General features: G+C 51.9%; 22 protein-coding genes. 5 read left to right on the top strand and 17 right to left on the bottom strand.

Annotated features, from left to right (window positions below; genetic code table 11):
* Positions 1-84 precede the first annotated feature (84 nt).
* Complete coding sequence (locus LGV68_RS15340) at positions 85-1,830, top strand: potassium/proton antiporter (protein ID WP_020329363.1); 1,746 nt, start codon at positions 85-87, stop codon at positions 1,828-1,830.
* A 2-nt stretch (positions 1,831-1,832) separates the two neighbouring features.
* Here the strand turns inward: LGV68_RS15340 and LGV68_RS15345 are convergent, their stop codons facing one another.
* The 12 genes from LGV68_RS15345 to LGV68_RS15400 all read right to left on the bottom strand — a co-directional run bounded on the left by LGV68_RS15345 (position 1,833) and on the right by LGV68_RS15400 (position 18,614).
* On the bottom strand, positions 1,833-2,462 hold the full coding sequence (locus tag LGV68_RS15345; RefSeq protein ID WP_020329364.1) for a response regulator transcription factor: 630 nt from the start codon (positions 2,460-2,462) through the stop codon (positions 1,833-1,835).
* 175 nt (positions 2,463-2,637) lie between these two features.
* Positions 2,638-4,425: a protein-disulfide reductase DsbD gene (locus tag LGV68_RS15350; RefSeq protein WP_289781665.1), complete on the bottom strand. Its 1,788-nt coding sequence runs from the start codon at positions 4,423-4,425 to the stop codon at positions 2,638-2,640.
* A gap of 224 nt (positions 4,426-4,649) precedes the next feature.
* Complete coding sequence (locus tag LGV68_RS15355; protein ID WP_171933990.1) at positions 4,650-5,123, bottom strand: arginine repressor; 474 nt, start codon at positions 5,121-5,123, stop codon at positions 4,650-4,652.
* A 354-nt stretch (positions 5,124-5,477) separates the two neighbouring features.
* Complete coding sequence (gene pyrI / locus LGV68_RS15360) at positions 5,478-5,939, bottom strand: aspartate carbamoyltransferase regulatory subunit (protein ID WP_020329368.1); 462 nt, start codon at positions 5,937-5,939, stop codon at positions 5,478-5,480.
* Positions 5,940-5,954: 15 nt separating this feature from the next.
* Positions 5,955-6,884 (bottom strand): aspartate carbamoyltransferase, encoded by a 930-nt coding sequence (gene pyrB, locus LGV68_RS15365; RefSeq protein WP_020329369.1) that lies wholly within the window; start codon positions 6,882-6,884, stop codon positions 5,955-5,957.
* Between the two features lie 432 nt (positions 6,885-7,316).
* Entirely contained in the window at positions 7,317-8,327 is a 1,011-nt protein-coding gene (locus LGV68_RS15370; protein WP_020329370.1) for an ornithine carbamoyltransferase, read from the bottom strand.
* A gap of 90 nt (positions 8,328-8,417) precedes the next feature.
* Complete coding sequence (arcC, locus tag LGV68_RS15375; protein WP_020329372.1) at positions 8,418-9,332, bottom strand: carbamate kinase; 915 nt, start codon at positions 9,330-9,332, stop codon at positions 8,418-8,420.
* Positions 9,333-9,398: 66 nt separating this feature from the next.
* Complete coding sequence (gene arcA, locus LGV68_RS15380; protein ID WP_020329373.1) at positions 9,399-10,619, bottom strand: arginine deiminase; 1,221 nt, start codon at positions 10,617-10,619, stop codon at positions 9,399-9,401.
* Positions 10,620-11,472: 853 nt separating this feature from the next.
* Positions 11,473-12,918, bottom strand: coding sequence for a YfcC family protein (locus LGV68_RS15385; protein WP_020329374.1), 1,446 nt, complete (start codon positions 12,916-12,918; stop codon positions 11,473-11,475).
* Positions 12,919-13,603: 685 nt separating this feature from the next.
* A complete protein-coding gene (locus LGV68_RS15390) occupies positions 13,604-14,911 on the bottom strand; it encodes an anaerobic C4-dicarboxylate transporter (protein WP_020329375.1) in 1,308 nt (435 codons plus the stop codon).
* A 158-nt stretch (positions 14,912-15,069) separates the two neighbouring features.
* Positions 15,070-16,521, bottom strand: a complete 1,452-nt coding sequence (gene aspA, locus LGV68_RS15395) for an aspartate ammonia-lyase (protein ID WP_020329376.1) — start codon at positions 16,519-16,521, stop codon at positions 15,070-15,072.
* Between the two features lie 182 nt (positions 16,522-16,703).
* Entirely contained in the window at positions 16,704-18,614 is a 1,911-nt protein-coding gene (locus LGV68_RS15400; RefSeq protein ID WP_020329377.1) for a GGDEF domain-containing protein, read from the bottom strand.
* Between the two features lie 219 nt (positions 18,615-18,833).
* On the opposite strand from LGV68_RS15400, the gene LGV68_RS15405 reads away from it, so the two are divergent.
* A complete protein-coding gene (locus LGV68_RS15405; protein WP_100267581.1) occupies positions 18,834-19,328 on the top strand; it encodes an FxsA family protein in 495 nt (164 codons plus the stop codon).
* Positions 19,329-19,395: 67 nt separating this feature from the next.
* Here LGV68_RS15405 and trmL read toward each other — a convergent pair whose 3' ends face one another.
* From trmL to LGV68_RS15425, 4 genes are all read right to left on the bottom strand, one after another.
* On the bottom strand, positions 19,396-19,869 hold the full coding sequence (gene trmL, locus LGV68_RS15410) for a tRNA (uridine(34)/cytosine(34)/5-carboxymethylaminomethyluridine(34)-2'-O)-methyltransferase TrmL (protein ID WP_055451900.1): 474 nt from the start codon (positions 19,867-19,869) through the stop codon (positions 19,396-19,398).
* Between the two features lie 71 nt (positions 19,870-19,940).
* Positions 19,941-20,558 carry a superoxide dismutase gene (locus LGV68_RS15415; protein ID WP_171933988.1) on the bottom strand — a complete coding sequence of 206 codons (618 nt, stop codon included), beginning with the start codon at positions 20,556-20,558 and terminating at the stop codon, positions 19,941-19,943.
* A 79-nt stretch (positions 20,559-20,637) separates the two neighbouring features.
* Positions 20,638-22,017 (bottom strand): envelope stress sensor histidine kinase CpxA, encoded by a 1,380-nt coding sequence (gene cpxA, locus LGV68_RS15420; protein ID WP_020329381.1) that lies wholly within the window; start codon positions 22,015-22,017, stop codon positions 20,638-20,640.
* On the bottom strand, positions 22,017-22,703 hold the full coding sequence (locus tag LGV68_RS15425; protein ID WP_020329382.1) for a response regulator: 687 nt from the start codon (positions 22,701-22,703) through the stop codon (positions 22,017-22,019). The genes cpxA and LGV68_RS15425 overlap by 1 nt, the downstream gene beginning before the upstream one ends.
* A 187-nt stretch (positions 22,704-22,890) precedes the next feature.
* On the opposite strand from LGV68_RS15425, the gene LGV68_RS15430 reads away from it, so the two are divergent.
* From LGV68_RS15430 to pfkA, 3 genes are all read left to right on the top strand, one after another.
* Entirely contained in the window at positions 22,891-23,436 is a 546-nt protein-coding gene (locus LGV68_RS15430) for a CpxP family protein (protein WP_020329383.1), read from the top strand.
* Between the two features lie 131 nt (positions 23,437-23,567).
* On the top strand, positions 23,568-24,476 hold the full coding sequence (gene fieF, locus LGV68_RS15435; RefSeq protein ID WP_020329384.1) for a CDF family cation-efflux transporter FieF: 909 nt from the start codon (positions 23,568-23,570) through the stop codon (positions 24,474-24,476).
* Positions 24,477-24,735: 259 nt separating this feature from the next.
* Positions 24,736-25,698 carry a 6-phosphofructokinase gene (gene pfkA / locus LGV68_RS15440; RefSeq protein WP_020329385.1) on the top strand — a complete coding sequence of 321 codons (963 nt, stop codon included), beginning with the start codon at positions 24,736-24,738 and terminating at the stop codon, positions 25,696-25,698.
* 66 nt (positions 25,699-25,764) lie between these two features.
* Here the strand turns inward: pfkA and glpX are convergent, their stop codons facing one another.
* Positions 25,765-26,772 (bottom strand): class II fructose-bisphosphatase, encoded by a 1,008-nt coding sequence (gene glpX, locus LGV68_RS15445; protein WP_020329386.1) that lies wholly within the window; start codon positions 26,770-26,772, stop codon positions 25,765-25,767.
* Positions 26,773-26,779: the final 7 nt, after the last annotated feature.

Genomic DNA, 26,779 nt, shown 5'->3' on the forward strand with positions numbered 1-26,779 from the left:
GCTAGGTTTTCGTGCACAATAGGCAAGCAGTAGCGCGGTGGAATCCACCGTATATAACAACAATTTAATTAAGGGAGGGGGAGTGTGGACGCGATTACCATCAACAGCTTTTTTCTGGTTGGCGCATTACTCATTGCGCTCAGCGTACTCCTGAGCCCGGTATCCTCAAAACTGGGGATTCCTATTCTTTTGGTTTTTCTTGCCGTCGGTATGTTGGCTGGGGAAGACGGGGTCGGTGGCATTTTATTTGATAACTATCCGGTAGCGTATCTGGTGAGTAACCTAGCGCTGGCGATCATCCTGCTCGATGGCGGGATGCGCACCCGGGTAGCGAGTTTCCGGGTCGCATTCTGGCCGTCGGTGTCTTTGGCGACTGTCGGGGTAGCGATTACCACGATGCTGACCGGATTGATGGCAGCTTGGTTGTTTGATCTCGATCTGCTGCAAGGCATTCTGGTGGGTGCGATTGTCGGTTCAACCGATGCGGCGGCGGTGTTCTCGCTGCTCAAAGGTCGCAGTCTCAACGAGCGTGTCGGAGCCACGCTGGAAATTGAATCGGGTACCAACGACCCGATGGCCGTGTTTCTGACCGTCACCATGATTGCAGTGCTGGGCAGCCAGAGCAGCGATCTGAGCGCAGGTTTCCTGGCGCTGAGCTTTGTGAAACAGTTTGGTCTCGGTGCGTTACTCGGCCTGTGTGGCGGCTGGTTATTGTGGAAACTGATCAATCGCAGTCAGTTACCCGAAGGGCTTTATTCCATTCTGACCGTGAGCGGCGGCCTGATTATTTTTGCGTTGTCGAACGCGCTCGGCGGCAGCGGCATTCTGTCGATTTATCTGGTTGGTCTGCTGATCGGTAACCGCCCAACCCGCAGCCGTCATTCGATTCTGAACGTGCTGGATGGCATGACCTGGTTATCGCAAATCGGCATGTTCCTGGTGTTGGGTCTGCTGGTCACACCGTCAAATCTGGTGGCGATCATGGTGCCGGGGCTGGCGCTGGCGTTTGGCATGATTCTGTTTGCCCGTCCGGTGTCGGTATGGATTGGCTTGTTGCCGTTCAAAAGCTTTACCGCCCGTGAGAAATGGTTCATTTCCTGGGTCGGATTGCGCGGCGCGGTTCCGATCATTCTGGCGGTGTTCCCAATGATGGCCGGATTGCCGGATGCACAGCTTTACTTCAATCTGGCGTTTTTCGTGGTCATGGTATCGCTGATTGTGCAAGGCGGAACGCTGACCAAGGCGATGTCGCTGGCCAAGGTAGAGCTGCCATCAAAGCCGGAGCCGATTTCGCGCACGGGTGTCGAGATTTTCCCGACCAGCGAGTGGGAGCTGTTTATCTACAATCTGAAGCAAGACAAATGGTGCATCGGTGAGCCGCTGCGTAACCTGTTCATGCCGGATGGTACGCGGATTGCGGCGGTATTCCGTCAGCAGCAACTGCTTCACCCGTCGGGCAGTACTAAGCTTGAAGAAGGGGATACGCTGTGTGTGCTGGCGCAGGAAAAAGATCTTGAAGCGCTCAGCCAACTGTTCAGTGAAGCACCGGAAAAAGCCTCACTGGCGCGCTTCTTTGGTGACTTCTTCCTCGATATTGAAGCCAAATTGGTGGATATCGCGATGGCTTATGGTCTCGATTTGGGCGAGCTGAGCGACGACAAAACGCTGAAAGATTTAGTGACCGAACACCTTGGCACCACCCCGGTACTGGGTGACCACTTCGAATGGCATGGCCTGCATTGGGTGGTGGCCGACGTGGTGGACTGGCAGGTGACCAAGATTGGTTTACGTCTGCCAGCGGAAGATGATGTGGTGGAGGCGGGCGAGTAGCGTTATTCGCTCATCTCTTTCAGCAGGATCACTGCCTGAGTGCGGTTTTTCACCCCAAGTTTACGGAAGATCGCCGTCATATGTGCTTTGATGGTGGCTTCCGAAACATTCAGTTCATAAGCAATCTGCTTATTCAGTAAGCCGTCCGACAACATGCCCAGCACTTTGTATTGCTGTGGGGTCAGGGCGGCGATTTTCTCCGCCAGATCGTTACAAGCTCCCGCATCGGCGATCAGCCCTTCCGGAAAATACGGTTCGCCGTTCAGCACCTGATTAATTGCGCTGATCAAACTGCGCATGTCGCTCGATTTAGGAATAAAGCCGAACGCGCCATGGCTTTTGACTTGTGATACCACTGACGGCTCTTCACTGGCAGACACCACCACAATCGGCAAGTCCGGGTATTCGGCGCGCAGGTGAATCAGCCCTGACATACCGTTGGCGCCGGGCATTTTCAAATCCAGCAGCAGCAGATCCGGCTCAGAGCCTTTATTGAGCAGCGCCAGCAGCGCATCGAGAGAATCAGCTTCAAGAAGGTTCGCCCCACTGACTGCCATGTGCACAGATTGGAACAGGGCATTGCGAAATAGCGGATGATCATCGGCAATGATGATGGTGTAGGTCGAGTCCATGACGTTAAACACTTTTAACAAATTAGTTAAAGAAATTATTGTCCGCTTTGAAAATATGGACAATGTTCACACACTAAAAGTCTGAACTGTATCCACTTTTTATCTGCATGAAGATGAATAGCGCTCACCCTGTTTGACAGCGGGGTCCCGAACCGGATGAGCACTAATGGAGAAATCAGAGCTGGTGGTTGTTCAGATGCTGCAAAAATTGCTCGGCGGGCTGAAAGCCGGTGATGCGCGCGTTTGAAACGCGTTCGCCCTGCGCATTCCAGAACTCAATAGTCGGCAAACCGAGCACTTGCATTTGTTTCAGTAATTCAATGTCTTGCGGTTGATTTCGTGTTACGTCGGCTTGAAGTAAGACAAAGTTTTTCAATTTCTGCTCCACATCCGGATGGTGGAAGGTGTACTTATCAAACTCCTTACACGCCACACACCAGTCGGCGTAGAAATCGAGCATCACTGGTTTGCCCGCCGCTTTGGCGCTGGCTAATTCACGGTTGAGGTCGTCAACATTGGCAATTCGAGTGAATGCAATCGCAGGTTGTGCTTGCGTGGCCGCTTGTTCTGGCATCATCCAGTGATTGAGTAACGGTTGTGCAGAGGCCAGCAGGCCGAGAATGGCAATAATGCCCAGCAGGCTCTGTTTCCAGCCGGCAAACGGCAGACTGTTTTTGACATGGTACAGCCAGCCAAACGCGGCTAGTCCAAGCAGTGACCACAGTGCGGTGGACCAGAACTCTGGCAGCAGACGCTCCAGAAGGAAAATCGGTGCTGCGAGCAGAATAAAGCCGAACAGCGTTTTCACGCGCTCCATCCACATACCCGCGCGTGGCAGCAGACGGTTACCAAATACCGCAACCAGAATCAGCGGAATGCCCATACCGAGTGCCAGTGCGTAGAGCGCTACGCCACCTGTCAGCAAATCCCCACTTTGCGCCACGTACAGCAGCGCACCGGACAGCGGCGCAGTGGTGCAGGGCGAACACACCAAACCGGAAATCGCGCCCATAGCGAATACGCCCGCCAGGCTGCCCCCTTGCTGCTGATTACTCAGGTTGCTGAGCCAGGTCTGCATGCGGCTTGGCAGTTGTAAGGTGTAAAGATCAAACATCGACGCGGCGAGCAGCACAAACAGCGCGCTGAGGCCGATCAGCACGTAAGGGTGTTGCAAGGCGGCCTGAAATTGTAGCCCGGCCGAAGCAACGACTAACCCGAGCAGGGTGTAGGTCAGCGCCATGCCTTGCACATACACAAAACTCAGCAGCAGCGCGCGGCGGTGCGACAACTGACCGCCGCCGAGCACGATGCTGGTCAGAATCGGGTACATGGGCAGTACGCACGGAGTAAACGCCAGCCCGATCCCCAGCAGTAAGAACAGCAGCGGTGTCCACCAGGCATCGGCCAGTTGTGAAGCCAGTGAATCCTGTTGAGACGCTGGTGCGCTGTCTGTGGTGACGGCTGCATTGTTCGCCGAGGCCGATGGTGCCGGTGTGACTTCGGCGGGCTGATCAAAACTAAAGCTGTCGAGCGTAATCACGCGGGTTTCCGGCGGATAACAGAAGCCGGCTTTGGCGCAGCCCTGATACTGCACAATCAGCCGCGCACCGTCCTGATAGTCGCTCAGTGGCAGTGTGACAGACAGTGGCGTGGTGTAGATGGTGACATCCCCAAAGAACTCATCATGATACGGCTGGCCCTGCTGCAACTGATAGTCGCCGAGTGTGACTTTGTCTGCACTGATGCTGATGCGATCCTGATACAGGTAGTAGCCGTCTTTGACCTGCCAATCGAGATAGACCTGATTGCCTTGCTGGAAATAGCTGAACGGAAAGGCTTCATCCACGGTCACAAACTGGTTGTTACTGCCGAGCGAGAGAGGGTTATTATTACCAAACGCCGCCAGTGCCGGTTGGCTCAGAGCGGAACACACCAGCAGTAAGAAAGAGAAAAATATACGCATCATCAAGACATTCTGAAAAAGTGGACAGTCATACTATACCCAAAATATTCGTGACTGCGCCTGTTGGTGTCAAATTCTGTGCAACATCAGGCGCGCCGGACGGCATTTGGACGCTATGTTCGATGAGACCGGAGTGAAGGGGATTTGGTTTCATGTCGGGCATGAAACGGAGTCAATAAGCTGAAAAAGCGTGAGCAAGCACCCGCGCAGGGCGGGTGCCTGAGTCAGGCAACACCAAGACGCGTTTTGACGACGCGTTCGCACGCTTCAACGTTATTGGCGTCACGCGGGATCACCAGCACGGTGTCGTTGCCACCGACGGTGCCGAGAATTTCGCTGTGCGGATCGATGTCCACCAGGCGGGCCACCAGTTGGGCACTGCCGGGATGGGTTTTGACCACCACAATCGCCTGATTGTGGGTGATGAACTCAATCTGTGAGGCGATGGATGACTCCACGCGTACCGGCGCAGTTTCGACCGTTATACAGTAGACTTTCTTACCGCAGGCGTTCTGCACTTTGACCACGCCAAGCTGTGACAGCAGGCGCGACACCGTCGACTGGCTGATACCGTCGAAGCCCAGCTCGATGAGTTTTTCGCGCAGTTCATTCTGATTGGCAAAACTCTGCTGTTGCAGCAGACGTTTGCAGGCCGCCGCCAGAGATTCATCCTCATGCGCAATGGCACTGTGAGGCATTTTTCTGTTCACGGGTAACTCCTTATCCAGTCACGCCGAGGCGTGAGACATTCTGGTGTTCCATACCCTGTCAGCACACTCCCAAAGCCTTAGAGTGTGACAACCCGCCAGTGACGAATGTATTCGCCATGGTGCGGGAAACCTGTGTTGAGCACTGGGATAGTCATTGTTGGTGAAAGAAGCATACCATTAATAAAAATGCGGCTTTTTGAATAGGATCACCAAATAATAATCTGGGTAAATGCTTGTTGTTTGGTGATTTATATTGAAGTGGTGCAAGTTTATGCATCGTTTTATGCGCGACCATAACGGCCACTCAGCGCCAGAGCAGGCGGCTGAGTGGCTGACGCGGAATCAGTTCTCGGTCATGATTTCGCGCGAGAATACTTTTTCACAGTAGTGGCATTTGAGTTGAACATTTTCTTGTTTCAGAATCACGCGGAAGCGGCTGCTGACCGGCTCGCCGTGTGAGATACAGTTGCTGTTCGGGCAGGCAAACACACCATCGATGCGCTCTGGCAGTGTCAGCGTCAGCTTGTTCACTACCTGATACTCTTCAATCTGGTTCACGGTCGCGTTCGGTGCATACAGCGCCAGTTGGTTGGCCTGCTCTTTGCTCAGATAAATGTTCTCAATCTTGATCAGATCTTTATGACCCAGCGCTGACGACGGCAGGTTGAGGCCAATGGTGATGCGCTGATTGGTTTCGTGCAGTTTGAACAGCGACAAAATCTTGATGCCCAGATTGGCAGGAATGTGGTCAATCACTGAGCCGTTGCGGATCGCTTCTACCTGTAGTTGGTTCTCTTTTACCATGATGACATCTCCTGCTTATAGATTTGGGTTCAGAACGAGGGCGAGTAGGGCTTCACGGGCGTAGACGCCGTTTTCGGCCTGCTGGAAGTAGTACGCGTGCGGTGTTTTATCCACGTCGGTGGTGATTTCGTCCACGCGTGGCAGCGGGTGCAGCACTTTCAGGTTCGGACGCGCGGTTTTCAATGTGTCGGCAGACAGAATGTAAGCCGACTTCATGTGCGCGTATTCGGACTCGTCAAAACGCTCTTTCTGCACGCGAGTCATGTAGAGAATATCCAGCTCGGGTACCACTTCTTCAATGCTGGCGTGAGTGCTGAACGCAATGCCCGCTTCTTCCAGTTCCTGGCACAGGTAATCCGGCATCGCCAGCACTTCCGGGGCGATGAAGAAGAAACGAATGTTGGTGAATTTCGCCAGTGCCTGAGTCAGCGAGTGCACGGTGCGGCCATATTTCAAATCGCCGACGAACGCGACGTTGAGGTTATCCAGCGTGCCTTGCGTTTCGTAAATCGAGAACAGATCGAGCAGAGTCTGGGTCGGGTGCTGGTTGGCGCCGTCACCACCGTTAACCACCGGCACGCCGTTGGAGAACTCGGAAGCGAGACGCGCGGCGCCTTCTTGCGGGTGGCGCATCACAAACGCGTCGACGTAAGAGGAAATCACCTGCACCGAGTCCGCCAGGCTTTCGCCCTTTTTCGCCAGCGAGGTGTTGCCGCCGTTGTCAAAACCGATCACGGTGCCGCCGAGGCGTTGCACTGCGGTTTCAAACGACAAGCGGGTACGGGTCGATGGCTCAAAGAAACAGCTCGCCACCACTTTGTTTTTCAGTAGCTCAGGATTTGGCTCCGCTTTGAGGCGGGCGGCCGTATCGACGATAAGTTCCAATTCACTGCGAGTGAATTCCGGAATCGAAATGATGTGTCGGTTAAACAGCGAGTGTGCCATAACGTCTCTTCCTTTTGTGTAGGTTCATGGCTCGGCCGATGGGCTGAGGACGAAAAAACTCAAAAAAAAGCCCCCTGAAATAGGAGGCTTTAACAACGATCACCACAGAAAAACAAAACGGCGTGACGCGCCCAATACGGACGGTTTTTCAAACGCGATGCTCGATTGAATACGCTCATTTTTTGTTCCCTGTAGACAAATTGCGGAGGATTATACGGACAAAAAACACCGGTGCAATAGCTTTTGAAAAATATTCAAGTTATGGATTTTTATGCGAATTTTGCTGAGATTTGCTGAATTTTAACCACCAGTTTATGCGTCTGGCTTGGTGGTGGTTTTTTAAGAAAAATGGCGAAAAAGCCGCTGAAAAAAAATGCGGGCTTTATTCAGCCCGCATTGGTAGGTATGTAAAGGAAGTCAATTGATTTTGGGTTAGTCGCCCAGTGTTGCCACCATGATGGCTTTGATGGTGTGCATGCGGTTTTCCGCTTCATCGAACACGATTGAGTAGTCGGATTCGATCACTTCGTTGGTCACTTCACAGCCGTCTTTCAGTACTGGGTAGTCGTGCGCCAGTTGTTTGCCCACTGTGGTGTCTTCGCCGTGGAATGCTGGCAGACAGTGCATGAATTTCACATTCGGGTTGCCGGTCGCTTTGATGACGTTCATGTTCACCTGGTAAGGCAGCATCAGGTTGATGCGCTCTGCCCATGCTTCTTTCGCTTCGCCCATAGAGACCCAAACGTCGGTGTACAGGAAGTCACAGCCAATCACGCCTTCTTGCACATCGTCAGTCAGAGTGATTTTACCGCCGGTTTCTTTGGCGATTTCGCGGCAAGTGGCCACTAATTCTTCGGTTGGCCAGAATTGTTTTGGCGCCACCAGGCGAATGTCCATGCCCATTTTCGCTGCGCCAACCATCAGAGAGTTACCCATGTTGTTGCGCGCATCACCGAGGTAAGCGAATTTGATTTCGTGTAGTTGTTTACCGCGGCTGTGTTCCATCATAGTCAGGAAGTCTGCCAGAATTTGGGTTGGGTGGAATTCGTCAGTCAGGCCGTTCCACACTGGCACACCAGCGTAAGCACCCAGCTCTTCGACGATCTCTTGGCCAAAACCACGGTATTCAATACCGTCGTACATGCGACCCAGCACACGGGCGGTATCTTTCATCGATTCTTTGTGACCAATCTGAGAACCTGATGGGCCAAGGTAAGAGACTTGCGCGCCTTGGTCGAACGCCGCCACTTCAAACGCACAGCGAGTACGAGTGGAGGTTTTTTCAAAGATCAGTGCGATGTTTTTGCCTTTCAGGCGTGGTTGTTCATAGCCGTTGTATTTGGCTTTTTTCAGTTCCACCGCCAGGTCCAACATGTGTTGAATTTCGCGTGGAGTGAAGTCGAGTAGTTTCAGGAAGTTACGGTTACGTAGGTTAAAAGCCATGATCTTATCCTCATCTGGGAAGCGCTTACGCTATCTCGCCTAAGCGCTGAAAATTCAATGTTTGCTTACCAGTGACAACTGCACGGGTGATTACTGATCGCGAGTGATGTTGGTGCCTGCTTTACCTTCCAGGATGCGCAGACCATCTTGCAGCGCGCCGATACCGACTACGGTGCCACCTTTGCGAATGAATTCGCACGATGCTTCGATTTTTGGCCCCATGGAGCCGGCATCGAACTGGTATTTCGCCAGCTCATCTGGCGTGGTGTTGCGCAGTGCAGTCTGAGTTGGTTTACCCCAGTCAAGGTACACGGCATCGGCATCAGTCAGGATCAGCAGCGCATCGGCGCCGATTTGTTTGGCGAGGAAGGCCGCCGACATGTCTTTGTCGATCACCGCTTCTACGCCGACCAGTTTGCCGTTTTCACGTTTGACCGGAATGCCGCCACCGCCAGTACAGATCACCAGATGACCTTCATCAATGAGGGTGGTGATCGCTTCATGTTCGATGATGCCGGTCGGTTGAGGGCTGGGTACCACGCGGCGGAAGTATTTGCCGTCCGGTTTCACCGTCCAGTGGTATTTCTCTGCCATTTCACGCGCTTCGGCTTCTTCGTAGACCGGACCAATCGGTTTGGTCGGGTCGGCAAAGGCCGGGTCGTTCGGATCGACCGACATCTGAGTCAGCATGCAAGTCACGTTGCGTTCTGGCAGTAGGTTTTTGAATTCCTGCATCAGCATGTAACCGATCATGCCCTGAGTTTCGCTACCCAACACGTCAAGTGGGTAAGGGTTTACTTTCTTGTATTCCAAACCTTGCAGCGCGAGCAATCCCACTTGCGGACCGTTTCCGTGTACCAGTACCACGTTGTACTCTTTGGCAATTTCAGAAATGGTTTTGGCTGCAATTTCAATGTTGTGGCGTTGTACATCCGCTTCTAACGGTTCACCGCGACGAAGCAATGCGTTACCACCTAATGCGACGACTACTGTTTGTTTAGTCATGGTTGTATCTCTTATTATGTGGGCCGAAGCTGGCAGAGGAAAATCAGCCCCGGCCCGAGTTAGTCACTAGATGTCATCACGTTCAATTGGGCAGCTCATGCAGCGTGCACCGCCACGGCCTCGGCCCAGTTCATCACCCGGAATTGGCAGAACGGTGATGCCGGCTTTGTCGTATTTCTCGTTGGTGTAGGTGTTACGTTCGTAACCAATCACCACGCCAGGACGAACGGTCAGCACGTTGTTTGCATCGTTCCACTGTTCACGTTCTGCTTCGAAACTGTCGCCACCGGTAGTGATCATGTTCAGTTTTCCGACGCCCAACGCTTTTTCGATAGTGTGAATGTAAGACTCTTGTTGAGTAGCTTTCACGCGGCCAGATTCATCACCGGTCAGGCTCCAGCAGTTCACGTCATCCGGAATCACGTTTGGATACACGGAGAAGGTGTCTTCACGCATGTGCGTCATCACGGTATCCAAGTGCATGCAAGAACGGTCTTTTGGCAGTTCCAGCGCGATGACTTGTTTCGCCTGACCATGTTTGAACAGAGAAGAAGCCAACTGCTCAACACCTTGTGGCGTGGTACGTTCAGACATACCAATCAACACTGCGCCGCGGCCGATAACCAGCACGTCACCGCCTTCAATGGTGGATTTGTCGTAGTTACGCTCTTCGTCGCCGAAGTACTTGATGAAGTCCTGGCCAGCGAAGGTTGGGTGCCAACGGTAGATCGCACGCAGGTGGTTGGTTTCACGCTGACGGGCCACTTTCGCCATTGGGTTGATAGAGACACCACCGTAAACCCAGCAAGAAGTGTCGCGGGTAAACAGATGGTTTGGCAGCGGTTTGATGATGAAGTCATTCGCTTTGTTCATCGCCTGCAGAATAGACGAAGATTGAATGGGCAGTTCACCGTAAGACAGGCCACCAGTCAGAATTTTCGCCAGATCCATGTGTGGCTGGTCAGCCAGGTAGCAGCGCAGATCGTTAGCGAATGTTGGACCAAAACGGTTATCAGAAATTTGCGTATTCAGCAGCCATTCTTTGGCTTCAGGCACATCCAGTGTTTCAGCGAGCAAATTAGTGAGTAGCAATACTTCAACGCCTTGGTCGCGAAGTGTTTGGGCAAAAACGTCGTGTTCTTTACCTGCACGTTCGATATCCAATACGTCATCAAACAGCAGATCGTGACAGTTTGATGGGGTCAGATGGGTGAGCGCGCGGCGTGGGCGGTGAATTAAAACGCGACGTAATTGACCTATTTCAGAACCTACGTATAACTTACTCATAATCGTATCTCTCTTATTTTCTGTGTATTTCTTTATTTGAAATACATATTTATTTGTAGGGATTTGGTAATGAATTTAATTGGGTTTTAATTAATTCATTGTTTCGTTCTGATATTCATATTACCCCGTCAGAGAGGTCTTTCTTAGAGAGCGATCACAGTTCGATTTTTATTAAAAAAGCATGAAATCTAGTGTTTTTTAACAATGTTTATTCATCTGATAGAAGATTATCTTGTTGGGTGGTTGTGCGGATTTTGTGGAAGTTTAATCGGGATAAATAAAGAATATTCATGAAATTAGGAGGATGAATTGATAGTTGAGGAAGTTTATGCAAATTCATTTTCCTTATTATTCACTCAATAGCACCGAAGTATGCATTTCTAAAGGGTAGATAGTGACTTTAGGGCGAATAAAAACGTCCGATGTAACAAAAATATCGGCCAAAATATTGATCTGAGACAAACTCAAACCGATGCAATAAAGCCTGATTTGAGCACGGAAAACCTTAAGTAGAGGCGAATAAACAGGGAAATTCTGACTGGCGTAAACAGGGATAAAAAATACCAGAGAATAAACTTTCTTATTCCGGTGGTAATTATCCATTACTGTTGAATGACTCACTGACACCGCTGCTTAATAAACCCGCCAGTCGGACAGAATGACGGTTAATCCACTGCGGTCATTGCGTGCGGCGAGAAGAGCTGGGAGTGGGCAACGCAGGAAAACAATGGCGCTGATGGGCAAAACCGCACGCCTGACCTGAAGACGAACGAAGCTGGCAATGATGTACACGCAGAGCGAAAAAAAGCCGCGCAGAGCGCGGCTTGAGAGAGGAAAAGTAGAGCGGTTGTGCTTACATGAAGGCACCGACACTGAGCATGACCATGATGAACACACACAGAATACCCAGCAGTGGTGCGACCCATTTCAGCCAGCGAACGTAAGGGACGCGGGCAATGGCCAGGCCACCCATCACCACCGCAGACGTTGGTGTGATGAGGTTGACGATACCTGATGCTGATTGGTAAGCGGTTACGACCAGTTCACGTCCCACACCAGCAAAGTCAGCCAGCGGCGCCATGATTGGCATAGTCAATACAGCTAGGCCTGAAGATGAAGGCACCAGGAATGACAGTAGAATTTCCAGCCAGTACATCACGTTAATAAAGATTACTGACGATAGGCCAGTCACCATTTGCTCGGCGGAGTTCAGAATGGTGTCGGTGATCATACCGCGGTCCATCACCACCACGATACCGCGCGCAATACCGATGATCAGGGCGACACCAAGCAGGTCACGAGCGCCATCAATGAAGCTGGAGGTAAACTCTTCTTCACTCATGCGTGCCACCAGACCAATGATGATGGTTGCGCCAAGGAACATGGCGGAGATTTCAGCCATCCACCAGCCCGCAACAGATACACCATAAATCATCACGGCAAAGGCAGCAGCGAAGATAGTCAGAATCACTTTGCGTGTGCCGGTGAACTCCAGAGCTTCATCACTACGGCTGCCCAGGAAGTGGGTTTTGTTCTCTTCGTATTTATCAAACACGATGGATTTACTTTGGTCTGCACGCACCATTTTGGCGTAGCGCATCACGTACATGACACAGATGATCCAGCCGACCACCAGAATCGCAGCGCGCAGCCAGATACCGTCGGTAAACGGAATGCCTGCTGCGTTCGCGGCAATAACGGTGGCAAACGGGTTGATGGTAGAACCCAGCGTACCGATACCTGCGCCAAGTAAGACTGTTGCAGCGGCAACCACAGGGTCAAAGCGTGCAGCCATCATGACCGGAACCAGCAAGGTGTAGAATGGCAGCGATTCTTCCGCCATGCCATACACGGTGCCGCCGGTGGCAAACAGCGCCATCAGGATCGGAATCATCAACTCTTCGCGTCCCTCCAGACGGGCGGTAACACGTTCGATACCCGCGTCAATCGCGCCGGTTTTGGTCACCAACCCCAGGAAACCACCGATCACCAGGATGAACAGTGAGACGTCAATCGCCGCCGCTTCATAGCTGTTGTGATCGTAGAAGCCGTCAATGGGTGCCAGCAGCACATCAATCACGCCCTGAGGGTTACCCTCGGCTGGGTGGTAGGTGCCTGCCACCGGCACTTCACGGCCGAGGTCTTCGTTCATGGCACGGTCATACTGGCCAGCCGGAACAATCCAGGTGAGCATCGCTACCAGAGCGATCAGTATAAAGAGAATGGTGTAAGCGGAAGGGAACTTAAAGTTGGCCAGGAAGCCGCCTTTACGTTCTGTGGGTGCAGTTTGGGTTGTCATAGCTGTCTCCTTACATTCAGAAAATGAAGCGCTCTGAACGCGTTTGGTGGCTAATATTCTCTATTCACCTGATGGCTTTCTGCCTGAAGAGTTGAGGCGCGGTGATGCATAACAAATATCAGAGCGGAAACAGAGAAGATATGTTTGCATCATCAGGCCCACACCTCAATTCACTCATTTAGAAAACGTTTATTGCAATACTATTCAATATGGCAACGTATTTCGTGGAATAAAGCTTAGGACTTGTAATAAATATGGTGAAAACTTTTATTGTTATTCATGGTGATAAAGTGAATTTCACTTCATCGTTAAAGAAATTCTAAAGAGCCTGAGGCGGATTATCTTAGCGGTGGTTCACAAAATATTGGGGTAATAAATTGGCCGGAAATAACCAGAAAAATAAAGCGGGGTAATTGGCTATAAATAATGAAATTCTATTCTTTAAATATTCCCCTTGTGCACGGTTACTCGTGACTTTTCTCCGGGTGAATAAAAAATAGGGAATTTTATTCAATTGCTATTTCAGTGGCAGGAAAATAACTTTCGAACCAATGCTTGATTTAAATCAAGTCACGGTATCGGACACTAAACGGTATTCGGGCACAAAAGCAGCGCTAACGCGAGCAGCTTGGCGCGGCCATAAAAAAAGGGAGCCGAAGCTCCCCTTGCTTTGCACTTTATTCGTTTAGATGAACAGACCGCCAAACAGGAAGCCAAAGGCAACCGCTGAAGCGATGGTTACCACACCCGGGATAAAGAACGGGTGGTTAAAGACGTATTTGCCGATGCGGGTTGAACCGGTGTCGTCCATTTCAACCGCCGCCAACAGCGTTGGGTAGGTTGGCAGTACGAACAGCGCGCTCACCGCTGCGAATGATGCAACGGCCGTCAGCGGCGCAACACCAATCGCCAGTGCCGCAGGCATCAGAGCAACCGTGGTTGCACCTTGCGAGTAGAGCAGCATAGAAGCAAAGAACAGCACCAGCGCCAGCATCCATGGATAATCAGCCAGCAGTGCACCGGCCACTTCTTTAATACCTGCCACGTGCGCGTTGACGAACGTTGACCCCAGCCACGCGACGCCCAGTACACACACACACGCAGTCATACCGGAGCGGAATGTTGCCGCAGAAGAGATTTTCGATGCGTCGATCTTGGTGAACAGCACAATCGCCGCCGCTGCCGCCAGCATGACGGTCATGATGGCTTCGTTACGGCCCAGCGCCGGGTTCTCAATCAGACCCACCGATTTAGAAATGGCGGCGGCGTAGCACACCACAAACGCAATCGCGGCGAGGAAGATGTAGGTCGCTGTTTTCGCGGTTGGCAGAATTTCACGTTTCTCGTTGTTTTCCAGTTTCACCAGGCCTTTAGCCAGATTCTCCTGATAAGTCGGATCGTCTTTCAGCTCACAACCCATGAAGTTGGCGACAAATGCACCGACCATACAAGCGGCGAACGTGGTAGGAATACAGATGGCCAGCAGAGTCAGGTAATCAACGCCAAACGGCACCAGCATCGCCGCAAACGCGACCACGGCCGCCGAGATTGGCGACGCCGTAATGGCAATTTGTGAAGCGACCACTGCGATAGACAATGGGCGAGAAGGACGTACGCCCTGACCTTTGGCCACTTCGGCAATTACGGGCAAGGTAGAAAATGCGGTGTGACCAGTACCCGCCATCAGTGTCATCAGGAAGGTGACAATCGGGGCGTAAAAGGTGATGCGTTCCGGATGTTTACGCAAAAAGTTTTCAGCCACCTGAACCAACCAATCCATACCCCCCGCTACCTGCATAGCAGCAATGGCGGTGATCACAGACATGATGATCAGAATAACATCGACAGGAATGAATGCCTGACTGGTCGGAACGCCCAGAACAAGAGACAGGACAATGACACCTGCGCCACCGGCAAAACCGATACCGATACCGCCGATACGTGCTCCCAAAAAGATAAAGAGCAGAACAACTAACAGTTCAACCCAAACCATAGTGATACCTCGTGTAATATTATGAATTTAATTATCTGAAAACTCAGTGAGGATAAATCCTCAGATAATTAAAGCGGGTTCGGCTAGAGCAGGTCCGTTGCGAGCCACCAAAAAATGGTGAGCAAAACAGGCCCCGGATGGGGCCTGATGAAAGAGTGTTATTCGTAGCGTTTCGCTTTGTATTGCGGGTGCATCAGGTTTTGTACTGAGAAGATGTCATCCAGTTCTTCTTCGGTCAGTAGGCCACGCTCCAGCACGACTTCGCGTACACTCTTACCGGTTTCAGCACAGATCTTACCGACTATGTCACCTTCATGGTGGCCGATGTACGGGTTCAGATAAGTCACGATACCGATAGAGTTAAACACGTAGCCTTCACAGATCTCTTTGTTGACTGTGATGCCGTCGATACATTTGTCACGCAGGTTCACACACGCGTTAGACAGCAGAGAGATGGATTCGAACATGGCTTGTGCAATCACAGGCTCCATCACGTTCAGCTGTAGCTGGCCGCCTTCGGCTGCGAAAGACACGGTGTTGTCGTTACCCAGAACTTTAAAGCACACTTGGTTGACCACTTCTGGCACAACCGGGTTTACTTTTGCAGGCATGATAGAAGAGCCAGCTTGCAGTTCAGGCAGGTTCAGTTCGTTCAGACCTGCACGTGGGCCGGAAGAGAGCAGACGCAGGTCGTTACAGATTTTAGACAGTTTCACCGCCAGGCGTTTCAGTGCGCCGTGAGTCATCACGTAAGCACCACAGTCTGACGTCGCTTCGATCAGGTCTTCAGCTGGAACTACTTCCAAACCGGTTACTTCAGCCAGGTGTTTCACCGCCGCCGCTTGGTAGCCCGGTGCTGTGTTCAGGCCAGTACCGATCGCAGTTGCGCCCAGGTTCACTTCCAGTAGTAGTTTAGAGGTGTATTGCAGGGCACGGATTTCTTCGTTCAGCGTGACCGCCCAAGCGTGGAATTCCTGACCCACAGTCATTGGTACTGCGTCTTGTAGCTGAGTACGGCCCATCTTCAGGATGGTTTTGAACTCGATACTTTTCAGTTCAAATGCGCCTTTCAGATACTCGATCGCATCAATCAGTTTTTGTACGCTGTTGTAAACCGCGATACGGAAACCGGTAGGGTACGCACAGTTAGTCGACTGGCTCTTGTTCACGTGGTCGTTCGGGTTAATGAACTCGTACTGACCTTTTTCTTTGCCCATTAGCTCAAGCGCAACGTTGGCAATCACTTCGTTGGTGTTCATGTTCACCGAAGTGCCCGCGCCGCCTTGGTAAACGTCTGAAGGGAACTGGTCCATGCATTTGCCGGTTTCCAGAATCAGATCACACGCTTGAATGATGTAATTCGCCACATCCTTAGGAATTACGCTCAGTTCTTTGTTCGCCAGCGTCGCTGCTTTCTTGGTCATGACCATACCGCGTACAAACTCAGGCACATCTGAAATAGTCATATTTGAGATGTTGAAGTTTTCCATTGCGCGCAAGGTATGAATGCCGTAGTAAGCGTCGGCGGGTACGTGACGTTGGCCTAGTAGATCTTCTTCGATACGTGTGGCTGGGGTGGATGTCATAGGGGCATCAGATAGGGTAGCCATAACAGGATCCTTAAGATAATTATTCTGATTAGATTTAAAATGCTTAGCCATTTCTGCCTTAAGAATCCATTCATCAGAATTTTTGGCTGGAAAATCCGTCCTGACTTCTGTGGCACATAATACTTGAGTAGTATTTTAAAAATAGGAACTGGATCACTTTTTACGTCAATTGGCGGAAAGATTTATACGTGGTGTGACTCAACCACCGTCAGGTTTTCAAAACCATGGGCAGAGACGCAATTTTTGCCTTTGCGCTTGGAGCGATACATCGCTTGGTCGGCATGGGTCATGGTTTGTGATGCTTCTGCCAAAACTTCCGCAACCCCAACGCTGATGGTGACTTTGTGCTGCGGCCAGGACGAAATGGCCACGCATACGCGCTGCATCAGCTTGATCGCCTGGTGAATATCGGTGTGCTGAATAATGACGGCAAACTCATCACCGCCAATGCGGGCGATAAAGTCGGTGTCACGCAGCAAGGCTTGTAACTGAGTGGCGACATAGCGAATCACTTCATCGCCAACGGCATGGCCGAGCGAATCGTTCACTTCTTTGAAGGAGTCGATATCGATGATGGCGAGGCAGGTTGGCGGCTGGTTCTGGTAGCGCTGTTTAAGACGCGCGTAATATTGCAGTGTGTTTTCAAACTTCTTCTTGTTCCACAGTGAGGTGGCCGGGTCGCGTTCGCTGCGCTCTTTGAGTTCAACAATCGCATTGTAATGCTCGGAAATATCGGTAAACGAGTAGACGTAATAGTGTACTTTGGACAGCTTTCCGGCCAACGCACGCACTTCGGTTTTGCATACCACTTCATGACCTTCTGGATCCTGCAGGCTGTACTGGCCTTTCCATTCGCCTGTTTGCTGCAGATGGCCGAGCATTAGTTTCTGCTTGTGGCCCGAGGGCAACAGATCCAGAATCATCCGGCCTGGCAGCAGATGCATCTCAATCCCGACCATTTCACTAAAGCGGGTGTTGGCGCGCAATATGCGGTGCTCGCGGTTGGTAAACGCAATCGCGACGCCATTCTCCATCACAAACTGGGCGTAGGTCTGATCCATGCGCATGCGGCGATGCGCTTCGAGCATCATTCCCAGCACGCCGGAGATCAACCCGAGCCCGAGCCAGATGACGATACTGTCGGACAGGATCTGCTTATCGCGTACCTTAAAGGTTTGCTGCAGGACTTGTGGTGAGTAGTGGGTTAATAACGTCATGCCGCCGACTGAAGAGAACAGCTGATTATTGAATGGCTGGAAAATGAACAAGCCTTCGTCGGTCATCACGCTGCCGTTAGCTCGTCCGGTCGCCTGAATGGCTTGCCACACCAGCGGGTATTCATTGGGTAGATTGTGCGAGGCGCGTGCCTGAATCAGATCGCCGAACAATTTGTTCTCATCGCTGCTGACGACAAAGAATCCGTGTTGATCAATAAAGTCGACGTTCAGATCCTGATTATTTTCCGTGATCTGATGGATCACGTTCATCACGTCCAAGTTGGCAATAAAATAGCCCTGACGGCCAGTCAGGGTGTCGATGGGGTAGAGAATGCGAAACCCCGGCTTGTATGGAATCACGGGCAGGCCGTGTTCGTACTCCAGATCGATACCAAAGTATCCTTGTTCACCCGGCGTGAGTTGCTGCGCGTAATTGAAGTAATCGCGCTGGCCCTTATCCTGCAACTGCCCGATAGGCACGATAAACGGATGTGTCATCTGCGGCGTGCTATCGACACGAATCACCTCTTTGCCTGTGTTGTCGAGGTAGCGAAGCTGATAAAACAGACCAGAGTTTAAGGAAGTCAGATACCATTGGCTTTCGAGAAAACCGCGGTACTTGGGATTGTTGGTCAGAGCAAAGTCCACCAACAAGGGAGAATGGCTGAGGCCATAAAAAGTCTTTTCGATTTGATGGTGAAGGCGAGTGGCTTTGGTTTCAACAAACGACAGAAACTGAGAACCCTGCGCTTCCATTCTGCTGAGCAGAAACTGATGCGCTTTGTCCGATAAATGATAATAGTAGGCGATGGGGATCAGTGATAATCCTACCCATAGCACTAAAGCCTGTTTAAGAGTTTTGGCAACTCGTTTCATTGCAACTCACGCTGTCTGAAATCTGGTTTAAAAATAGTTAAGCCTTTGCTTATTTTCCATTGCGAAATCCAGTAAAAACGGGCGTTTCACTCTATCCATTTGATTTCTATTCAGAGAAATTTTCCTCACAGGCAACAATTCGCTACATTTTTGCCTTGCGTCGAGCGCTTGAAGTGCTCAGGGCTTGGCGCTAAGGTTGTAGCCAACTAAGGAGGGACTGTGTTTCCGATACTACTGATTCTATTTATTGCGGTGCCAGTGATCGAAATCGGCTTGTTTATTCAGGTGGGTGGCGTGCTGGGGCTGTGGCCGACGATTGCGCTGGTTTTGATCACCGCGTTTGTTGGCGCGTCTCTGGTGCGCAGCCAGGGATTACACACGCTGATGACGGTGCAACAACGTATGCAGAACGGTGAAATACCGGCGCAACAAATTGTGGAAGGCGTGATGCTGGCCGTTGCGGGTGTGTTGCTGCTGACGCCGGGCTTTATGACCGACGCGATGGGGATGCTGATTCTGCTGCCTGCGCCACGTGCGATGCTGGCCAAATATCTGATGAGCAAAGTGGTGGTGACCAATATGTCATCCGGCTTTCAATCCAGCCAATTTGAGCGCGATTTTCACTCTCATTCGTCCCAGCAACATGGCCAGACGTTTGACGGTGAGTTTGAACGCAAGCAGGATGACGATCAGGACAAGCTCAATCGCCCTTGAGCTCAGCAGACAAAAAAGCTCTCCAATGGAGAGCTTTTTTATTCGGTCTGTGTCTTGCACTGAGCGCTCACTGCGCGCCTTCAAATCCCATCTGACGCCAGGCTTCAAACGCGATGATCGCCACCGCATTTGACAGGTTCAGGCTGCGCGCCTCGGGCATCATCGGAATTCGGATGCGCTGCGCCATGGGCAGGCTTTCAATCAGGTCAGCGGGCAGCCCTCGGGTTTCCGGGCCAAACAGCAGTACATCACCGCGCTGAAACTGCGCATCGACATGATGACCGGTAGTCTTGGTGGTGCAGGCAAAAATGCGGTAATCGCCCCGTGCTTCGAGAAAATCGATGAACGCCTGATAATCTTTGTGGCGGGTCACGCGTGCCAGATCATGATAATCCAGCCCGGCACGGCGCACTTTCTTCTCTTCCAGATCAAAACCCAGCGGCTCAATCAGATGCAGGTTGGCACCACAGTTGGCACACAGACGAATGATGTTACCGGTGTTCGGTGCGATCTCCGGTTCATACAGGGCGATATCAAACATAGCGCGTCAGTTCCTCTCTTGCTGAGCGACGGAGTATATACCCAAGTCGCCGCAAGATGCGAGAGAGCCGCTCAGGCCGAGAGTGCTTGGGCGACCGCGTAGTTTTCGCTCACCGCTTCCCAGTCGACCACGTTCCACCACGCATCAATGTATTCCGGGCGACGGTTCTGATAGCTGATGTAATAGGCGTGTTCCCACACATCCAGCGCCAGTATCGGCTCGCCCCGCACGCTGGCGACATCCATGAGCGGGTTATCCTGATTGCTGGTGGAACTGATGTACAGCGCACCTTCTTTGACCACCAGCCACGCAAAGCCCGAACCGAAGGTGTTGAGTGCCGCTTGAGCAAACTGCTCTTTGAACGCATCAAAGCTGCCAAAGGTGGCGCGAATCGCTTCACCCAGCTCGCCCTGCGGTTCGCCGCCACCATTGGGCGTCATGCAGTTCCAGTAGAGAATGTGGTTGTAGTAGCCGCCGCCATTGTTACGCAGCGCCGGGGGCAGAGTGGAGATTTGGGCAAATAGCTCCGTGAGCGGGGTGTGTTCGTGTTCAGTGCCTTTGAGGGCGGTGATGAATTTGTCGTAGTAAGTCCGGTGGTGCTTACTGTAATGGACTTCCATGGTTTTCGCGTCGATGTACGGTTCCAGTGCATCGTAGGCGTATGGCAACTCTGGGAAAATATGAGACATAGTTGATCCTCCGTTTGATTAACTTAACGTTACTGATAATCAATCTCATTATCAACTATGTCTTTTGTAAGGTCTTTCGTTACGCATCTAAAGGCAGGGTGAACTGCACTTTTAAGCCGCCGAGGCGACTGCGGCTGGCGGCAATCTCGCCACTGTGCTGACGAATCGCGCTTTCAGTGATCGCCAGCCCCAAGCCTGTCCCGCCGCTGTGGCGATCACGAGCAGTCGACACGCGGTAGAAGGGGCGGAATATTTCATCCAGTTCACTTTCCGGCACGCCGTCACCGTTATCTTCTACGGTGACGGTGAGCTGCTGCGCGGTGGCGGAAAAATGCACCTCAATCTTATCCTGCCCATAGTGAATGGCGTTACGTACGATGTTTTCCAGCGCGCTCATCAACAGTTTCGGATTGCCGGAAATATTGCGTTCGGGAATCTCGTCCAGAGTCAGGGTTTTGTGCATCTGCTCAGCTTCAAACTGAGCATCACTGAGCAGTTCTTCCCACAGGCTGCTGAGTGGCTGGACTTCGCGACTGAGATGACTGTTGGTCTGCATGCGCGACAGTTCGAGCAATTCACCAATCATCTGCTCAAGACGCTGCGCTTCGGTGTCTATGCGCTCCAGCTCCGTACTGGTGCCTTGTTTACGGGTCGCCAGTGCATTGGCCATGCGCAGCCGGGTCAGCGGCGATCGTAGCTCATGCGAGATGTCGGACAACAGACGCTGCTGGCCGGAAATCATCAGATTGACCGCTTCGACCATCTGGTTGAAGCTGCGGCCAGCCTGGCGAAACTCGGTGGTGCCTTTTTCCAGATTCGGGTCGACCACGAACTCGCCGCGTGCCACACGTTGAGCGGCCAGCGCCAGCCTTTGCGCCGGTTTACTCAATGCCCAGGCGAGCCACAACAGCAGCGGTGTGCTGACGACCATGACCGCCAGCAGCAGGTGCAATGGGCGATCAAACAGGCGCAGCAGGAACGGCGGTGGCTCATCCCAGCGCAGACCGACATACAGCAGCAAGTCGCGTTTGGCGAGCACAATCGGCAGCGGGCCGGCAATCATGTAGCGGCCATAAAGACGCTGCTGCGGCTTATCCACCGATTCAATGCTGGTGGTGAAGTTTTGCAGCGCTTTGAGTTTAAAATCTGCGTGTTTCTTGGTGGTGAGGATGTTGCCTTCCTGATCGGTGAGGAAAAAGCGCGGGCGCCCTTCGCCCTGCGGGCCACCGTTGCCTTCCAGAATCATCAGAATGCGCGCCAGATTGGTTTCGCTGCCGAAGCGATCTTCAATCGAGTCTTTGTATTCCAACAGGCGCTGATAACCCTCCGGCGGAATATCGCGTGATTTGCGCGGATCGAGATGGGGCAGTGACAGCACCGCCACAACCACCAACATCATGGTAAACCAGAAGATGGCAAAGATGCGGCCGTACAGGCTGTTGATCTTAGGCAGACGCATCAATCCTCCACAATCATCAGGTAGCCGCGACCGCGCAGGGTTTTGATGCGCGCTTTCCCGTCGCTGCGTTCCGGCAATTTTTTACGCAGGTTGGAAACGTGCATGTCGATGGCGCGGTCAAACGCTGCCAGTCGCTTGCCAAGCACATCCAGACTCAGCGCTTCTTTCGTCAGTGTTTCGCCCGGGTTCTGGACAAAATGGGTCAGCAGAGCAAATTCCGTGGTGGTGAGATCGAGCAGTTCCCCCTGACAATATGCTTCTTGCCTGCCGGGATAGAGTTGCAGGTCCTGGCATTCAATCACATCCGTCGGCTTGCTTTGGGTGTGATTGCCAGTGCGGCGTAAAATGGCGCGAATGCGTGCCAGCAACTCGCGGTCACTGAACGGCTTAGGCAGGTAGTCGTCAGCGCCGAGTTCCAGGCCAATCACGCGGTCGATCTCTTCGCCTTTCGCAGTCAACATCAGCACGGGTGTCTGCCATTTCTCACGCAACTTTTTCAGCGTTTCCATACCGTTGAGCTTGGGCATCATCACATCAAGCAGAATCAGATCGATGCGTTCACTCACCGCCAGCAAACCCGCTTCGCCGTCGTTGGCTTCGGAGACTTCAAAGCCTTCGTAGCTCAGCACCTCTTTGAGCAAACTGGTGAGTTCGGTGTCGTCATCAATAAGAAGAATGTGCGCCATAACTGCCTCTTAAAACATTGGGGTTAACTCTAGTTTACTGTGAAATTTTGTTCTGAATCAGAGCTAATTTCACTCTTTACGAATCTTTACGCTGCCTAAACGTCACTTTACTTAGCAGGACGTATTCTACACTCAAGCGCTGCGAGGGCAGCCCGTAAGTAAGAGTTCAACGATTGAGGATATGATTATGAAAACGGCTAAAAAATTGATGCTTGCAGCTGTCGTTCTACCGATTGTGCTGGGTTCAGCGAGTGCACTGGCTGCCGGTGGTAAAAATAAAGGTCCGGATGGCGAAATGTGCGGCCCGGATGGTGAACGCGGTATCTTCAAACAGCTTAACCTGACCGCAGAACAACATGCGAAACTACGTCAGATGCGTGAAGAAGGGCGTGAGCAGATGCAGCAAAAACGTCAGGCTGGTCCTTCAGAACAGATGAAAGCGATGCGTGATAAAGAACGTGCGCTGATGCTGGCACCCAACTTCGACAAAGCGCAGGCCACCGAACTGGCCAAACAGATGGTAGATATGCAGGTGGAACGCCGCGTACAGATGATGGAAAAACGTCATCAGATGCTGAGCGTATTGACCCCTGAACAAAAAACACAGTTCCAGAATCTGCAACAGGAACGCATGGCGAAATGTTGGGAAAACGGCCCACGTGAAGGTCATCATGGTGGCAAAGGATCAAAAGGTCAGAACATGATGCCGCCAGCGCCACCAGCAGGTGAATAATTCCAACTCTCATTCAAGGCAGCTTAGGCTGCCTTTTTTGCGTTTTGTTACCGGATGTTCGATGAGATTTAACGCACATTAAACAGGCTTTTGCGTATAATTACGCCATTGATTTGCTTGGATATCATACTATGAAACAGGAATACGCCAGACTGGTTACCCTCGCGGCATGGACGGCAACCACGGTTGCGACGTTGCTGCTGATCATCAAAATTGCTGCCTGGTGGGTGACCGGCTCAGTCAGCTTGTTGGCGTCTCTTATCGACTCGCTGCTCGACATCGCCGCATCGGTAGTCAACTTGATTGTGGTGCGCTATTCGCTCCAACCGGCAGACCGGGAGCACACCTTTGGCCATGGCAAGGCGGAGTCGCTGGCCGCTCTGGCGCAGGCGATGTTTATTTCGGGCTCGGCCTGTTTCTTGATCCTGAACGGTATTGACCGCTTCTTCCGCCCGCATGAACTGCAGTCGCCGGAATACGGCATTTACGTCAGTGGATTTGCCATGGTGGTGACGTTTGCGCTGGTGATGTTCCAGCGTCAGGTGGTGAAGAAAACTGGCAGTCAGGCGATTGCGGCAGACTCACTGCATTATCAGTCAGATCTGTTCATGAACGCGGCGATCATGGTGGCGTTAGGTCTGAGCTGGTTTGGTATAACACAGGCGGACGCGGTATTTGCGGTCGGGATTGGCATCTACATTCTTTACAGCGCGTATCGCATGGCACACAGCGCAGTACAAACGCTACTGGATCGCAAACTGCCGGACGACGAACTGATGCAGATCCGTACCTTGTCACTGTCGGTGGAAGGGGTTATGGGCGTGCATCAACTGCGCACCCGGATGTCGGGGCCTGTAAGATTCATCCAGTTACATTTGGAACTCGATGACAAGATCCCGTTAATTGAAGCACATCGCATCTCAGACATGGTGGAAGCCAAACTGCGCAAAAATTTCCCGGGTGCTGATGTTTTAATCCATCAGGATCCGTATTCTGTGGTCTTCGGACCGGAGAGAAAGCAAAAATTCCAAGGGTGGTAAGGAAAAAGCCTGCAACGTTGGCTATCTTTTCTCCAATCGACTAAAAAACATGATCCTGATGTGAATCAACAACGATGATGGTTAAAACTGTAATACTCTTACATAAGTAGAAAACTTACAGAATTTCGTGCAAATAACAGTAGTATTCCTAATTAGGAAATGTAACATAACGCACAGATAATGAATGCTTTTGCCGTCTGAATGTCGTTAGCAGGCGGCCCAAAAAATTATATTAAGTTCCCAAAAATCGAGGGTGAGCATGATTAAGAAGATCGGTATTTTGACAAGTGGCGGTGACGCCCCAGGCATGAATGCTGCAATTCGCGGCGTGGTTCGTACAGCCTTGGGCGCAGGTCTTGAAGTATTTGGTATTTACGATGGCTATCAGGGCCTGTATGAAGGCCGCATCAAGCAGCTGGATCGTTCAAGCGTGTCTGACGTAATTAACCGTGGTGGTACCTTCCTGGGTTCTGCGCGTTTCCCGCAGTTCCGTGAAGAATCTGTTCGTGAAAAAGCGATCGAAAACCTGAAAACACACGGTATTGATGCACTGGTTGTGATCGGTGGTGACGGTTCGTACATGGGTGCGAAGAAGCTGACTGAAATGGGTTACCCATGTATCGGTCTGCCAGGCACGATCGACAACGACATCGCAGGTACGGATTACACCATCGGTTACCTGACTGCTCTGAACACGGTTATCGAGTCTATCGACCGTCTGCGTGACACGTCTTCTTCTCACCAGCGTATTTCTATCGTAGAAATCATGGGCCGTCACTGTGGTGACCTGACTCTGATGTCTGCGATTGCGGGTGGTTGTGAATACATCATCACGCCAGAAACTGGCCTGGATATGGATCAACTGATCTCTAACATTCAGGACGGCATCAAGAAAGGCAAGAAACACGCGATTATCGCGCTGACAGAGCTGATGATGGACGCGAACCAGCTGGCAAAAGAGATTGAAAAGGCAACGGGTCGTGAGACTCGCGCAACGATTCTTGGCCACATTCAGCGTGGTGGTAAACCAACGGCGTTTGACCGCGTTCTGGCTTCTCGCATGGGTAACTACGCGGTTCACCTGTTGCTGGAAGGTCACGGCGGCCGTTGTGTTGGTATTCAGAAAGAACAACTGGTTCACCACGACATCATCGATGCGATTGAAAACATGAAGCGTCCAGTACGCAAAGATCTGTTCCAGGTGGCTGAAGAGCTGTTCTAAGCACAGCTAACCTGAACTCAGTTCGTAAAAAAGACCGCCTTGGCGGTCTTTTTTTGTTTTTGGTTGTTAGAGAATAATTTCGCGCACTTCCGGATCTTTACGCTCCAGGTAGTGAATCGATTTGATGCGGCGAATAGTGCGGCAGCGACCGCGGATCAGCAGAGTTTCGGTGGTGGCAATGTTGCCTTGGCGGGTAATGCCTTCCAGCAGATCGCCTTTGGTGATGCCAGTCGCGGCGAAGATGACATTATCGCTGCGCGCCATGTCTTCCAGTTTCAGAACGACTTCGGCTTTTACGCCCATCTGCTCACAACGCTCAAGCTCACGAGCCCCCCAGATGCGGTTATCTTCGGTCTCGCCTTTGACTTTATGGCGCGGCAGCAGGCGACCATTCATGTCGCCGTCCAGCGCGCGAATCACGGCCGCAGAGACAACCCCTTCCGGCGCGCCGCCCACACAGTACATCACATCGACTTCACTGTCTGGCATACAGGTCAGGATAGAAGCCGCCACATCACCATCCGGCACCGCAAACACGCGTACGCCAAGTTTTTGCATCTGGGCAATCTCGTTATCATGTCGCGGTTTGGCCAGCGTAATCACAGTCAGGTTACTGAGCGGTTTACCCAGCGCCGCAGCGATGTTTTCCAGGTTTTCCTGCAAAGGTTTGTGCAGGTCGATGCAACCTTTCGCACCCGGGCCCACTACCAGTTTTTCCATGTACATGTCCGGCGCTTTGAGGAAGCTGCCTTTTTCGCCCGCCGCCAGTACGGCCAGCGCGTTGGACTGGCCCATCGCCGTCATGCGTGTGCCTTCAATCGGGTCCACCGCGATATCGACTTCATCGCCACCGACGCCCACTTGTTCACCGATGTACAGCATTGGCGCTTCGTCAATTTCGCCTTCGCCGATGACGATCTCACCCTTGATTTCGGTTTTATTTAATAAGGTGCGCATCACTTCAACTGCAGCGCCGTCTGCGGCATTTTTATCGCCGCGGCCAAGCCATTTATATCCTGCCAATGCAGCGCCTTCCGTGACGCGTGAAAATGCCATTGCCAAATCGCGTTTCATGCTTACT

Source organism: Vibrio sp. LQ2 (assembly GCF_023920125.1).
Taxonomy (GTDB): Bacteria; Pseudomonadota; Gammaproteobacteria; order Enterobacterales; family Vibrionaceae; genus Vibrio; species Vibrio fluvialis.